General features: G+C 73.1%; 13 protein-coding genes. 1 reads left to right on the forward strand and 12 read right to left on the reverse strand.

Translation table 11 applies throughout. The features are described 5' to 3' along the window. Positions 1–173: 173 nt before the first annotated feature. Positions 174–794, forward strand: coding sequence for an RNA polymerase sigma factor (locus tag JOF41_RS22540; RefSeq protein ID WP_189223031.1), 621 nt, complete (start codon positions 174–176; stop codon positions 792–794). A 41-nt stretch (positions 795–835) separates the two neighbouring features. On the opposite strand, the gene ileS is transcribed toward JOF41_RS22540, so the two are convergent. From ileS to murG, 12 genes are all read right to left on the reverse strand, one after another. Beyond that, positions 836–3,943, reverse strand: coding sequence for an isoleucine--tRNA ligase (gene ileS / locus JOF41_RS22545; RefSeq protein ID WP_189223030.1), 3,108 nt, complete (start codon positions 3,941–3,943; stop codon positions 836–838). A 248-nt stretch (positions 3,944–4,191) separates the two neighbouring features. Then, positions 4,192–4,659: a hypothetical protein gene (locus JOF41_RS22550; RefSeq protein WP_189223029.1), complete on the reverse strand. Its 468-nt coding sequence runs from the start codon at positions 4,657–4,659 to the stop codon at positions 4,192–4,194. Between the two features lie 12 nt (positions 4,660–4,671). After that, positions 4,672–5,487 (reverse strand): DivIVA-like cell division protein Wag31, encoded by an 816-nt coding sequence (wag31, locus tag JOF41_RS22555; RefSeq protein WP_189223028.1) that lies wholly within the window; start codon positions 5,485–5,487, stop codon positions 4,672–4,674. Positions 5,488–5,532: 45 nt separating this feature from the next. Then, complete coding sequence (locus JOF41_RS22560) at positions 5,533–5,817, reverse strand: YggT family protein (protein WP_189223027.1); 285 nt, start codon at positions 5,815–5,817, stop codon at positions 5,533–5,535. Between the two features lie 19 nt (positions 5,818–5,836). Next, positions 5,837–6,469 carry a cell division protein SepF gene (locus tag JOF41_RS22565; protein WP_189223026.1) on the reverse strand — a complete coding sequence of 211 codons (633 nt, stop codon included), beginning with the start codon at positions 6,467–6,469 and terminating at the stop codon, positions 5,837–5,839. Positions 6,470–6,536: 67 nt separating this feature from the next. After that, positions 6,537–7,241, reverse strand: a complete 705-nt coding sequence (locus JOF41_RS22570; RefSeq protein WP_189223025.1) for a YggS family pyridoxal phosphate-dependent enzyme — start codon at positions 7,239–7,241, stop codon at positions 6,537–6,539. Further along, the gene (pgeF, locus tag JOF41_RS22575) at positions 7,238–7,942 is read right to left on the reverse strand and encodes a peptidoglycan editing factor PgeF (protein ID WP_189223024.1); all 705 of its coding nucleotides are present in this window, start codon (positions 7,940–7,942) and stop codon (positions 7,238–7,240) included. Before pgeF ends, JOF41_RS22570 begins: the two co-directional genes overlap by 4 nt. Before the next feature lie 77 nt (positions 7,943–8,019). Continuing rightward, entirely contained in the window at positions 8,020–9,333 is a 1,314-nt protein-coding gene (gene ftsZ / locus JOF41_RS22580; RefSeq protein WP_189223023.1) for a cell division protein FtsZ, read from the reverse strand. 181 nt (positions 9,334–9,514) lie between these two features. Next, positions 9,515–10,015 carry a DinB family protein gene (locus tag JOF41_RS22585; protein WP_189223022.1) on the reverse strand — a complete coding sequence of 167 codons (501 nt, stop codon included), beginning with the start codon at positions 10,013–10,015 and terminating at the stop codon, positions 9,515–9,517. Positions 10,016–10,081: 66 nt separating this feature from the next. Beyond that, positions 10,082–10,828, reverse strand: a complete 747-nt coding sequence (locus tag JOF41_RS22590; protein WP_209621785.1) for a cell division protein FtsQ/DivIB — start codon at positions 10,826–10,828, stop codon at positions 10,082–10,084. After that, positions 10,825–12,225: a UDP-N-acetylmuramate--L-alanine ligase gene (gene murC / locus JOF41_RS22595; protein WP_189223020.1), complete on the reverse strand. Its 1,401-nt coding sequence runs from the start codon at positions 12,223–12,225 to the stop codon at positions 10,825–10,827. The genes JOF41_RS22590 and murC overlap by 4 nt, the downstream gene beginning before the upstream one ends. Further along, the gene (gene murG, locus JOF41_RS22600) at positions 12,222–13,325 is read right to left on the reverse strand and encodes an undecaprenyldiphospho-muramoylpentapeptide beta-N-acetylglucosaminyltransferase (protein ID WP_229795400.1); all 1,104 of its coding nucleotides are present in this window, start codon (positions 13,323–13,325) and stop codon (positions 12,222–12,224) included. Before murG ends, murC begins: the two co-directional genes overlap by 4 nt. Positions 13,326–13,329 lie beyond the last annotated feature (4 nt).

Raw genomic sequence — 13,329 nt, forward strand, 5'->3', positions numbered from 1 at the left:
ACGCGACTGCACCGATTCCGTGCCGGGCCGAACGGGTGAGCACCCTGGTCCCGGCGGGGCTCGCGGACACACTCTGGAGCCGTTCCGCGCGGGGTCCCGCACGACGCGCGTGGCCGAGGACGTCCACACCGCCCTCCTCCGGGCGCGGGGCGCGCGACGCGGGAGGGAGCACCATGACCGACGAAGTGGGCCCGCGACTGGAGCAGTTGCCCGCCGAGGCGGTCCCGGAGGACCCGCCCGCCCGCGCGCGGCGGCACGCGGCGCTGCTGACCCAGGCCCGCGCGGGCGACCGCGACGCGCTGAACCGGCTGGTCGCGGAGCTGACGCCGCTGGTGTGGCACGTGGCGCGGAGCAACGGGCTGGACCGCACGAGCGCCGAGGACGTGGCGCAGACGGTGTGGCTGCACTTCCTGCGGCACCTGGAGCGGATCGCCGAGCCGCGCGCGCTGGCGGGCTGGCTGATCGTGACCACGCGGCGGGAGGCCCAGCGGACGTGGCGGGACAGCGGCGGGCGGGCCGTGCTGTCCGGGGACACCGCGCAGGACCTCCCCGACGACCGGTGGCTGCCGGAGGTCGAGGCGCTGCGCGACGAGCGGGACCAGCGGCTGTGGCGGGCCTTCCACGCGCTGCCCCAGCGCTGCCAGGAGTTGCTGCGGTTGACCGTGCTGGCCGGGCGGCCCGAGTACCGCGCGGTGTCCGAGGCGCTGGCCATGCCGCGCGGCAGCATCGGCCCCACCCGCGGCCGGTGCCTGAACTCGCTGCGCCGGCGGCTGGAGGAGGAAGGCGGCGCGTGAGCGGTGGTGCCCGCTCACCGGAGCGGGCACCACCGCGGCCGTCAGAGCCTGGCCACCGCGACCCGGACCTTGACGCCGTCGCCCACGACGCCCACCGAGCCCTCGGCGACCTCGCCGTAGGACACCGCGTCCGCCAGGGTCTCCCCCGCCACGAACTCCTCGAACCCGCGCACGGCGGCGGCCACGTCGTCGGGCAGCTGCACCGTCAGCGCGATCCGGTCGGAGACCTCCAGTCCCGCGTCCTTGCGCGCCTGCTGCACCACCCGGACCAGGTCGCGCGCCACGCCCTCGGCGGCGAGCTCCTCGGTGACGGCGGTGTCGAGCACGACCAGCCCGCCGCCGCCGGGCAGCGCGGCGGTGGCCGCCGGGTCGGTGGCGACCAGGCGCTGCTCGTACTCCTCGGGGAACAGCTCGACCCCGGCCGCCACCACGCGGCCGTCCCGCTCGGTCCAGTCCCCCGCCTTGACGGCCTTGATGACCTTCTGCACGTCCGGGCCCAGCCGGGGACCGGCGACCCGCGCGTTGACCGCCAGCTGGAAGTGGCCGTGCGCGGCCACGTCCCCGGTCAGCTCGACCCGCTTGACGTTCACCTCGTCCCGCAGGATCTCGGTGAACCCGCCCAGCGCCGCCACGTCGTCCGCCGCGATCACCAGCTTGGCCAGCGGCAGCCGCACGCGCAGCTTGTTGGCCTTGCGCAGCGACAGCGCCGCGGACGCCACCTGCCGCACCTTGTCCATGGCCGCCACCAGCGCGTCGTCGGCGGGCAGGTCCGACGCCGACGGGTAGTCCGCCAGGTGCACCGAGCGCCCGCCGGTCAGGCCGCGCCACACCGCCTCGGTGGTCAGCGGCAGCAGCGGCGCCGCCACCCGGCAGACCACCTCCAGCACGGTGTGCAGGGTGTCGACGGCGTCCTTCTCCCCCGCCCAGAACCGGTCGCGCGAGCGCCGCACGTACCAGTTCGTGAGCACTTCCAGGAAGTCCCGGACCGACGCGCAGGCGCCGGAGATGTCGTAGGCGTCGAGCTGCCCGCCCACCTGCGCCACCAGGTCGTGCGCCTTGGCCAGCACGTAGCGGTCCAGCACGTGGGGCGAGTCCGTGCGCCAGGTCCCCTCGACGCCCTCGGCGTTGGCGTACAGCGCCAGGAAGTACCAGGAGTTCCACAGCGGCAGCACGGCCTGCCGCACCGCGTCGCGGATGCCCCGCTCGGTGACCACCAGGTCGCCGCCGCGCAGGATCGGCGAGGACATCAGGAACCACCGCATGGCGTCCGAGCCGTCCCGGTCGAACACCTCGTTGACGTCCGGGTAGTTCTTGCGCGACTTGGACATCTTCTGCCCGTCGTCGCCCAGCACGATCCCGTGCGCCACGCAGTTGCGGAACGCGGGCCGGTCGAACAGCGCCGTGGCCAGCACGTGCATGGTGTAGAACCAGCCGCGCGTCTGGCCGTTGTACTCGACGATGAAGTCGCCGGGGTAGTGGTCCTCGAACCACTCCGCGTTCTCGAACGGGTAGTGCACCTGGGCGAAGGACATCGAGCCCGACTCGAACCAGCAGTCGAGCACCTCGGGCACCCGGCGCATGGTCGACCTGCCGGTCGGGTCGTCCGGGTTGGGCCTGGTCAACTGGTCGATGTGGGGCCGGTGCAGGTCGGTGGGGCGCACCCCGAAGTCGCGCTCCAGCTCGTCGAGCGAGCCGTAGACGTCCACCCTCGGGTAGGCCGGGTCGTCGGAGACCCACACCGGGATCGGCGAGCCCCAGAACCGGTTGCGCGAGATGTTCCAGTCCCGCGCGTTCTCCAGCCACTTGCCGAACTGGCCGTCGCGGATGTGCTCGGGCACCCAGTTGATCTGCTGGTTCAGCTCGACCATGCGGTCCTTGAACCGCGTCACCGCGACGAACCACGACGACACCGCGCGCTGGATGAGCGCGTTGTCGCAGCGCCAGCAGTGCGGGTACGGGTGGTCGTAGGTCTCGTGGCGCAGCAGCAGACCCGCTTCCCGCAGGTCGCGGATGATCGGCTTGTTCGCCTCGAACACCTGCAGGCCCTGGTACGGCGGCACCTCGGCGGTGAACCGGCCGTGCGCGTCGACCGGCACGACGACCTCGATGCCCGCCGCGTCGGTGACCGCCTTGTCCTCCTCGCCGAAGGCCGGGGCGATGTGCACGATGCCGGTGCCGTCGTCGGTGGTGACGTAGTCGGCGGGCAGCACCTGGTGCGCGTTCTCCCGGCCGGTGAAGAAGTCGAACGGCGGGGTGTAGCGGCGGCCGACCAGGTCGCTGCCCTTGCACCGGGCCACCACCGGCGGCTGCTCGCCCAGCTCGCGGGCGTAGGCGGGCACGCGGGCCTCGGCGAGCAGGTAGCGCTCGCCGTTGGCCTCGACGGTCACGTAGTCCACGTCCGGGTGCACCGCGGCGGCGAGGTTGCTGGGCAGCGTCCACGGCGTGGTCGTCCACACCAGCGCCAGCTCGCCGGTCTCCAGGCGCAGCCCCACCGTCACCGCCGGGTCCTGCCGGTCCCGGTAGGTGTCGTCCATCTTGGTCTCGGTGTTGGACAGCGGCGTCTCGCAGCGCCAGCAGTACCAGAGCACCCGGAAGCCCTCGTAGACCAGACCCCGGTCCCACAGGGTCTTGAAGGCCCACATGACGCTTTCCATGTAGTCCAGGTCGAGGGTCTTGTAGTCGTCGTCGAAGTCCACCCAGCGCGCCTGCCGGGTCACGTAGTCGCGCCACTGGTCGGTGTACTGGAGCACCGACGTGCGGCAGACCTCGTTGAACTTCTCGATGCCGAACGCCTCGATCTCGCTCTTGGACGAGAACCCGAGCTGCTTCTCCGCCTCCACCTCGGCGGGCAGGCCGTGGGTGTCCCAGCCGAACCGGCGCTCGACGTGCTTGCCGCGCATGGTCTGGTACCGCGGTACGACGTCCTTCACGTACCCGGTGAGCAGGTGCCCGTAGTGCGGCAGGCCGTTGGCGAAGGGCGGGCCGTCGTAGAAGACGAACTCGTTGGCCCCGCGCTCACCGGCGGGTCGGGCCTCGACCGTGGCCCGGAAGGTGCGGTCGGCCTGCCAGTGGTCGAGCACCTCGCGTTCGAGGGTGGGGAAGGACGGCTGGGAGGGCACCGAGCCCCCGCCCGCCTTGGGATAGGCCATGTCGCAGCTCCTCGCGCGCGTCGGTCAACCGGCTCACGGGGACGACACGCCACGCAGGCGCACCGCGGTACCACCCCGCTTGCCAGGGCGCGAAGGCTCTGGCCTCTCGTCAGCGGCTGTGACGGGCCGCTCCCGTCCGGTTCTACTGGGGCCGCGTGGCCTGTTCTTCCGGAAGCTCCCCGGTGATGGCCGGATCAACGCCTTGACAAGGGTAGCGCAAGACTGGAATCGCTCGATCAGGCGAGTGATCAGGACGACGCCCGCTGGGCAGCCGCCAGCGCGGAGTCCGGCAGGCACACCCCGCAGGGCGTGAACCCGAGCTCGCGCGCTTCGGAGACCGGCAGCCCCAGCGAGGCCCGCTCCCCCAACCACGAGCAGGTCGCCAGGTGGTAGCGCGGCCGCTCGTCGAGCACGCGGACCTCCTCGGCGAGGTCGGTCACCACCAGCAGGTCCGCCGCGTCGGTCTGCTCCTCGGCGGGCTCGTCGTCCGGCGTGGACGGCTGCCCCCGCTCCGGGGCGGGACCGGTGGCCACGGGCGCGGGCGGCCGGTCACCGGTCGCGGGGCGGCGGTGCCGCCACCAGTCGAGCACCAGGACCACCGCGGCGGCCCCGCTCGCCGCGACCGACCACCACGCCCACGGGGTGGACGTGGTGGTCAGCGCCGGGACGAGCAGCCCGAGGGCTGCCAGGACCAGCAGCAGGACGACGAAGAGCACAGCGGCTCAGGCTCAGCCCGCCTCGGCGCGCGCGCCGAACGAGTAGCCCTGCTGGCTGCGGCTCTCCGACGGCGCGGCGGGCGCCCGGTCCTGGAGGTCGCGCAGCGACGACTCCAGCATGGTCTTCAACCGGGTGCGGTACTCGCGCTCGAAGGTCTGCAGCTTGTCGATCTGCTTCTCGAGGGTGTTCTTCTCCTGGGTGATGTTGCCCATCACCTCGGCGTGCTTGCGCTGCGCGTCGCGGTCCAGCGCGCTGGCCTTCTCACGGGCCTGCCGCTCCAGCGTCTCGGCGCGGGTCCGCGCGTCGTTGAGCATGGTCTCCGCCCGCGTGCGGGCCTCGTTGACCATGGTGTCGGCCTTGGCGCGGGCCTCGGACAGCAGCTGCTCGGACTTGGTCCGGGCCTCCGAGAGCATCCCGTCGGCCTCGGCCTTGGCCTCGCCGGTGAGCCGGTCGGCCATCTCCTGGGCCAGGCCGAGGACCTTGGCGGCCTGCACGTGGTGGTCGCCTCCCCCGCCGGGGGAGGTCTGCTCCAGCGCCGAGGGGGGCGGAACCGGGGCGAGCCTGCGCGGTTCCTCGATGACGCGGCTGGGACCGACGCCCGCGGCGACCTTGGCCCGTGCGTCCTCCAGGTCGGCGCGCGCGGTCTCGACCTGCTGGTCGAGCTGCTCGACCTGCTGGCGCAGGTCGTTGTTCTCCTCGATCAGGCGGGCGAGCTCGCCCTCAACCAGGTCGAGGAACGCGTCCACCTCGTCCTCGTTGTAGCCCCGCTTGCCAATGGGCGGCTTGCTGAACGCGACGTTGTGCACGTCCGCGGGGGTCAACGGCATCAGATCACCTCACGCACTCCTGGGCTGTGGACATCCCTGGTCCCCTCACCTGGGATCGGCTACTCGCATCAGAATGATAACGACCAGCAACAGCACAATAATGGACAAGTCCAGACCGACGCCCCCGATCCGCACCGTCGGGATCAGCCGACGGAGCAGCCGGACCGGGGGATCGGTCACCGTGTAAACCGTTTCCAAGGCCACCGCGACCCCGCCCGCGGGCCGCCACTCCCTGGCGAACGAGCGGACGAGCTCCACCACGACGCGCGCCGTGAGCAGCAGCCAGAACGAGAACAGCAGGTAGTAGACCACGAGCCAGAGTGCATCCACCCCTCAACTGTGCCACCACTCAGCCGTGGTTGAGGAACCCACCCTCGGCGAGCCGCCTGCGGTCCTCGGCGGTGACGTCGATGTTCGGGGGTGAGAGGAGGAACACCTTGTTTGTCACCTTATCGATTGACCCCCGGAGGGCGAACGCGAGCCCGGCCGCGAAGTCCACCAACCGCTTGGCGTCCGCGTCGTCCATGTCCGTGAGGTTCATGATCACCGGGGTGCCGTCGCGGTAGTGCTCGCCGATGGTGCGCGCCTCGTTGTAGCTGCGCGGGTGCAGCGTCGTGATGCGCCCCAGCGGGTGAGCGGGCTCGGTGGCCGGTCGGGTGCGCGCGGCGGGCTCGCGCTGGGAGTCCACGGCCAGCGCGCCGTGCACCGCGGTGTCGCCGCTCCAGGAGCGGCGGGACCGGGTGCGGGCGTCGGGCTCGTAGTCCTCCGACTCGTCGAGCTCGGCGCGGTAGTCCGAGCGGCCGAGCACCCGGCGGCGCCCGTTGCGCTGCTCGGCGTACCCGTCGTACTCGGCGACCTCCGGGTAGTCGGACCGGTAGTCGGCGTAGCGACCGCCCCGCTCGTCCTCGTAGGCGTCGGGATCGTCGGCGTACTCGGCGGGAACCATCCCGAAGTAGGCCTTCAGCTTGTGAAACCCGCTCATGCCCAGCCCTTCCTCCGCCGATCCCTACCCGCAAGGACGTCGCGGCCGCCCCAGAGGTTCCAGGCAATCACGGGGAGGCTAGCCTCCGCTCGCCCAGCAACGCTGTTCCGACACGCACGCACGTCGATCCCCACGCGATGGCATCTTCCAGGTCGCCGCTCATCCCCGCTGAGAGCACGGTCGCAGCAGGGTGATCGTCGCGCAAACGGGTTACCGCTCTGTTCAAGAGCGCAAACGCTTCCCCCGGATACATCTGCCTGGGTGCGACGGCCATCACCCCTCGCAGGGCGAGTTCACCCGAACGCGCTACGTGATCGGCCAGCGCGGGCAGCTCGTCCAGCGGGCAGCCGCCGCGCGCCGGGTCGCCGTCGATGCTGACCTGGATCAGCACGTCCACCGGGCCCCGCCCGGCCTTGGCCGCCGCGCCCGCGAGGGCGTCGGCCAGCCGGGCCGAGTCCACCGAGTCGACCTGGTCGGCCCAGCCGACCACGGACTTGGCCTTGTTGCGCTGCAGCCTGCCCACCATGTGCCACCGGGTGCCCTCGGGCAGGTCGGTCAGCTCGGCGGTCTTGCGGGCCGCCTCCTGGTCCTTGTTCTCGGCGAACTCGCGCAGCCCCAGCTCGCTGAGCAGCGCCACGTCGGCGGCCGGGAAGGTCTTGGTCACCGCGAGCAGGGTGACCTCCGCCGGGTCGCGGTCGGCCTTCGCGCAGGCGGCGGCGATCCGGGCGCGCACCTCGTCGAGGTTGGCGCGCAGCTCCTCGCGCCGGTTCACGCGTCGATCCAGACGACGCCCGCGAGCCTGCCGGTGCCCGGCGTGCGGCGGTGGCTGAACAGGGAGCGCTCCTCCACCGTGCAGCGCGGGTCGACGCCGACCTTGCCCACGCCCGCGTCGGCCAGCTGCTGCCACAGCCCCGCGCGCAGGTCCAGCGCGGGCTTGCCGGAGCGGGTCTTGGCGGCACTGCCGGGCAGGTGCCGCTCCACGTCGTCGCGCATGTCGGCGGGCACCTCGTAGCACTGGCCGCACACCGCGGGCCCCAGCAGCACCTCGATGTTCTCCAGGTGCGCGCCCGCGTCCCGCATGGCGGCGAGAGTGGCCGGGATGATGCCGACCCTGGCGCCGACGCGACCCGCGTGGGCGGCGGCGACCACGCCCGCCTCCGGGTCGCCGAGCAGGACCGGCACGCAGTCCGCCGTGAGCACCACCAGTGCCAGCCCCGGCGTGGCGGTGACCACGGCGTCGGTGGCCTCCAGCGGGCCCTCCTGCGGGCCGTCGACGGTGGCCACCGTGCGGCCGTGCACCTGCTCCATCCACACCAGCCGGTCCGGCGCGAGGCCGATGCCCTCGGCCAGCCTGCGCCGGTTGGCCGCGACCGCGCGCGGGTCGTCGCCCACGTGGTCGCCCAGGTTGAAGGAGTCGTACGGCGGTTTGGAGACCCCACCCTCGCGGGTGGTCACGACACGACGGATGCGCACCCCATCAGCTTGTCACGCCCACGACGCGGCGGAGGCGCCCGGTCCGCGGACCGGGCGCCTCCGATGTCGGAACGACTTCAGCGCCGCATGAACGGCGGCACGTCGACCTCGTCGTCCGGGTCGTCGGTCACCGGCACCGCGCGGTTGGGCAGCGTGCCGCTGGTGGGCAGGGTGCCGCTCTGCGACAGCCGGGGCATCGGCTGCGGCGGCGGCTGGTAGGGCGGCGGCGTGGTGGTCGCGTGCTGCGGCTGCGTCGGCACGGTGGGCCGCGGCGGCACCACCGGGGGCGGCGCGGCCTGCTGCTCCGACTGCGGCGCGGACGGCTGCGCGGAGGGCTGCGGCGCGGTGGACTGCGGTGTGGACGACTGCACCTGCCCGTGCTCGCCCGCCCCGCCCCGCGCGGGGCTGGACAGCGCGGTCGGCTCCAGCTTCTTGTGCGTCGGCCCGCCGCTGTCGAACCCGGCCGCGATCACGGTCACCCGGACCTCGTCGCCCAGCGAGTCGTCGATCACCGTGCCGAAGATGATGTTGGCGTCCGGGTGGGCCGCCTCCTGCACCAGCGAGGCGGACTCGTTGATCTCGAACAGACCCAGGTCCGAGCCGCCCGCGATGGACAGCAGGACGCCGTGCGCCCCCTCCATCGACGCCTCCAGCAGCGGCGAGTTGATCGCCTTCTGCGCCGCCTGCACGGCTCTGCCCTCGCCGCGCGCGGAGCCGATGCCCATCAGCGCGCTGCCCGCGCCGGACATGACGCTCTTGACGTCGGCGAAGTCCAGGTTGATCAGACCGGGGGTGGTGATCAGGTCGGTGATGCCCTGGACACCGGAGAGCAGCACCTCGTCGGCCGAGCGGAAGGCGTCCATCAGGCTCACCCCGATGTCGCCCAGCTGCAGCAGCCGGTCGTTGGGGATCACGATGAGCGTGTCGCACTCGTTGCGCAGGGCCTGGATGCCCTCCTCGGCCTGCTTGGCGCGGCGCTTGCCCTCGAAGGAGAACGGCCGCGTCACCACGCCGATGGTCAGCGCGCCGAGCTTGCGGGCGATGGAGGCCACCACCGGCGCGCCGCCGGTGCCCGTGCCGCCGCCCTCGCCGGCGGTGACGAAGACCATGTCGGCGCCCTTGAGGACTTCCTCGATCTCCTCGCGGTGGTCCTCGGCCGCCTTGTGGCCCACCTCGGGGTTGGCGCCCGCGCCGAGGCCGCGGGTCAGCTCGCGGCCGATGTCGAGCTTGACGTCGGCGTCGGACATCAGCAGCGCTTGCGCGTCGGTGTTCACCGCGATGAACTCGACGCCCTTGAGCCCGACCTCGATCATGCGGTTGACGGCGTTGACACCGCCACCGCCGATGCCGACGACCTTTATCACCGCGAGGTAGTTGTGCGGGGGCGTCATCGGTCCGCCTTCCTGATCGTGTCCGTGCTCATGTGCTGGAGCGGGTGACCGCACCGGTCCACCGCCCGGATTGGAACCCTCAACCAGAGGTCAAGAGTTATGTCAACCCCGTATGTTGTTGCTGGACGGTATGCACCGCTGGTGCGTCGGTCCAGCAGCCACGCCGTGTCGGGCACGAGGACTACTCCCCGGTCACCCCGTCGAGCAGTTCCCGCACCACGTCCAGCTGCCCCGCGTGCCGACCCGTCTCCTCGATCATGTGGATCAGCACCCAGCGCACCGAAAGCGCCTTGTCGCCCCGGAACGGCACCTCGTGGTCGAGATCCCACCCCGCGACGAGCCGGCGGCTCACCGCGCACTGCCCAGCGTAGTCGTCCAGCAATCCCGAGATCGTCTCCCCCGGTGCCAAGCGCCAGTCCACGTCGGGATCGTCCGGTGAGTAGGGGGCCTGAGAGGGGTACCCGCCCAGGCGAACGTGAAACCAGTACTCCTCGACCCAGCGCAGGTGCTTCACGATCCCCGCGGCGGTGGTCAGCGGGGACGGCAGGACGGAGCGCGAAGCGTCCTCATCGGACAGTCCCGCGCACTTGAACGCGATGGTTTCCCGCAGGTAGTCCAGGAACGCGGTCAGCAGGGTGCGCTCGTCACCGGTGTACGGTGGCTCCACGCGGGTGTCGGCCATGCGTGCAGTATCGACTCCCGCCGCGGAGCCCACGATCGCTTTCCGCCGACGCGGCGGTGACGGCGATCACGACACCGTCGCCAGTTCCGGGCTGGAGACGTCGAACACCGTGCCGGGACGGCTCAGCAGCACTTCCAGCACCGCGGCCTTGCGGGGCGTCTCCGCCGCGGAACCCCAGCGCACCTGGCGCCCGGCGGTCAGGGTGAGCTCGACGTCCGCCCCGGTGCCCGCCGAGACGGCCAGCACCTCGTCGCGCAGCCCCTCCGGCAGCTGGATCAGCACGGAGACCGCCGCGTCGGTGGCGCGCCGGTCCCCCGAGACCTTCAGCTCCGGCAGACCCGCGGGCTCCTGCGCCACCGTGGCGTAGTCCTTGCCGGTCGAGTCCACCAGGTGCGCGCCGTCGGCGGACTTGAGCACGGCGACGGGCACGCGCTCCCGCACGGTCAGCCGGACCGTGCCCGGCAGCACCCGCTCCACCCGCACGTCCGCCACCCGCGGCAGCTCCCGCACGCGCGCGGTGACCGCCTCGACGTCCAGCCGCGCCAGCGGCTCACCGGGGCCGATGTCCGCCGCCTCGCGCACCGCCGCGGGCTCCAGCTCCACCAGGCCCTCGACCTCCACCACGCGCACGCCCAGCAGTGAGGTGAACCACACCGCGTAGCCCAGGCCCAGCACGGTGAACAGGGTCAGCAGCGCCACCGCGCGGCGGCGCAGCACGGTGGCCCTGGACGGCAGCGCGGGCCTGCGGGCCGGGGCGCGCGACGGGCGCCGCCGCGCCGGAGCGGGGCGGCGGCGCGCCGTCGGCGCGCTCATGACCTCCGGGCCAGCGCGTCGACGATCTCCGGGCCCAGCATGGTGACGTCGCCCGCGCCCATGGTGACGACCACGTCACCCTCCGCGGCCAGACCCGCCACCAGCTCGGGCACCCGGTCGAACGACGGCTGGTGGTGCACCCGCCCGGCCTCCAGCGGCACCGCCTCGGCCACCAGCGCGCCGGTGACACCGGGCTCCGGGTCCTCGCGGGCGCCGTAGACGTCGAGCACCACGACCTCGTCGGCCAGGCCCAGCGCCTTGCCGAACTCCTCGGCGAACAGCCGGGTCCGCGAGTACAGGTGCGGCTGGAACACCACGACCAGCCTGCCCTCGCCCGCGACCGGCCGGGCCGCGGTGAGCTGCGCGGCCACCTCGGTGGGGTGGTGGGCGTAGTCGTCGTAGACCCGCACGCCCGCGGCGCGGCCCTTGAACTCGAACCGCCTGCGCACCCCGCCGAACGCGGCCAGGCCCTCCAGCACGCCCTCGCGCTGCGCGCCCAGCTCCAGCGCGGCCAGCAGGGCGGCCACGGCGTTGCCCGCCATGTGCTCGCCCGGCACGGCCACCCGCACCTGGACCCGCTCGCCGTCCAGCTCCACCTCGGCCAGCCCGCCGCCCCCCTCGGGCCGGTAGCCGACCAGGGTGGCCGCGCCCTCGCCCACGGCCGAGCGGCCGTAGCGGCGCACCCGCAGGCCCAGCTTGGCCGCGCGGTCCGCCAGCGCCGCCGAGCCGGGGTCGTCGGCGCAGGCGATGAGCACGCCGTCGTCGGCGATGCGCTCCAGGAAGGAGTCGAACACCGCGGTGTAGGCCTCGACCGTGCCGTGGTGGTCGAGGTGGTCGGCCTCCACGTTGGTCACCACCGCCACCGACGGCGAGAAGAACAGGAACGACCCGTCGCTCTCGTCGGCCTCGGCGACGAACACGCCGCCGGTGCCGTGGTGCGCGTTCGCGCCGGACTCGTTGAGGTCGCCGCCGATGGCGAACGACGGGTCCATCCGGCAGTGCTGCAGCGCCACGGTCAGCATCGACGTGGTGGAGGTCTTGCCGTGCGTGCCCGCCACGCAGGCGACCCGGTGGTCCAGCATCAGCGCGGCCAGCGCCTCGGCCCGCCGCAGCACGACCAGGCCGCGCTCGCGGGCGGCCACCAGCTCCGGGTTGTCCTCGCGGATCGCGGTGGACACCACCACCGCGGTCGGGCCGCCGGGCAGCTGGTCGAGGTTGCCGCCGTCGTGGCCGATGGCGACTTCCGCGCCCTGCGCCCGCAGCGCCAGCACGGTGCGGGAGTCCTTGGCGTCCGAGCCGGACACCCGCGCGCCGCGGGCGAGCAGGATGCGGGCGATGCCGCTCATGCCCGCCCCGCCGATGCCGACCAGGTGCACCCGGTCCAGGACCTCGCTCACTTCTTGACCACCTCGAGCACGATGCGGGCCAGCACCTCGTCGGCCTCGCGGTGGCCGGTGCCCAGCGTGGCGGCGCTCATCGCGGCCAGCCGCGCCCGGTCGGCCACCAGCGGCACCACGTTGTCCACGATCCACTGCGGGGTCAGCTGCTCGTCGGGCACCAGCAGACCGCCGCCCGCCGAGACCACCGGGCCCGCGTTGAGCGCCTGCTCGCCGTTGCCGTGCGGCAGCGGGACGAACACCGCGGGCAGGCCGACCGCGGACACCTCGGCCACGGTCATCGCGCCGGAGCGGCACAGCACCGCGTCGGCGGCGGCGTAGGCCAGGTCCATCCGCTCCAGGTACGGCACCGGCACGTACGCGGGCGCGCCGGGCACGGCCTGCACCGCGACGGTGTTCTTGGGCCCGTGGGCGTGCAGCACGCCCACGCCCGCGCTCGCGAACGCCGCCGCCGCGCCGGAGACCGCGTTGTTGATCGACCGCGCGCCCTGCGAGCCGCCGAACACCAGCAGCGTGGGCGCGTGCGGGTGCAGGCCGAAGTGGGCCCGCGCCTGGGCGCGCAGCGCGGCCCGGTCCAGCGAGGTGATCGAGTGGCGCAGCGGGATGCCGATGATCTCGGCGTCGGCCAGGCCGGAGTCGGGCACCGCGGCGGCCACCCGCGCGGCGAACTTCGCGCCGACCTTGTTGGCCAGGCCGGTCTTGGCGTTGGCCTCGTGCACCACGATCGGCACCCGGCCGCGCGCGGCGAGGTAGGCGGGCAGCGACACGTAGCCGCCGAAGCCCACCACCACGTCGGCGCCCACCCGGTCCAGCACCTCCCTGGTGCGGCGCACCGAGTCGCGCACCTTCAGCGGCAGCTTGAGCAGCTCTGGCGTGGGCTTGCGCGGCATCGGCACGGGCGGGATCAGCTCCAGCGGGTAACCGCGCGCGGGCACGAGCTTGTTCTCCAGCCCCCGCTCGGTGCCCAGCGCGACCACGCGCGCGTCGGGCCGCAGGCGCATGACCGCGTCGGCCAGGGCCAGTGCCGGCTCGATGTGCCCGGCGGTGCCGCCTCCGGCGACCACCACGCACGGTCCGGTCTGCTGGGGAACCCCGGTCACGCAC

This window comes from Saccharothrix coeruleofusca, assembly GCF_017876325.1.
GTDB classification, from domain to species: domain Bacteria; phylum Actinomycetota; class Actinomycetes; order Mycobacteriales; family Pseudonocardiaceae; genus Actinosynnema; species Actinosynnema coeruleofuscum.

Excerpts from the sequence above, each read along its gene's own strand:
- JOF41_RS22540 (WP_189223031.1), top strand. The coding sequence starts at position 174 with ATGACCGACGAAGTGGGCCCGCGACTGGAGCAGTTGCCCGCCGAGGCG.
- ileS (WP_189223030.1), bottom strand. The coding sequence starts at position 3,943 with ATGGCCTATCCCAAGGCGGGCGGGGGCTCGGTGCCCTCCCAGCCGTCC.
- wag31 (WP_189223028.1), bottom strand. The coding sequence starts at position 5,487 with ATGCCGTTGACCCCCGCGGACGTGCACAACGTCGCGTTCAGCAAGCCG.
- JOF41_RS22565 (WP_189223026.1), bottom strand. The coding sequence starts at position 6,469 with ATGAGCGGGTTTCACAAGCTGAAGGCCTACTTCGGGATGGTTCCCGCC.
- ftsZ (WP_189223023.1), bottom strand. The coding sequence starts at position 9,333 with ATGACGCCCCCGCACAACTACCTCGCGGTGATAAAGGTCGTCGGCATC.
- JOF41_RS22585 (WP_189223022.1), bottom strand. The coding sequence starts at position 10,015 with ATGGCCGACACCCGCGTGGAGCCACCGTACACCGGTGACGAGCGCACC.
- JOF41_RS22590 (WP_209621785.1), bottom strand. The coding sequence starts at position 10,828 with ATGAGCGCGCCGACGGCGCGCCGCCGCCCCGCTCCGGCGCGGCGGCGC.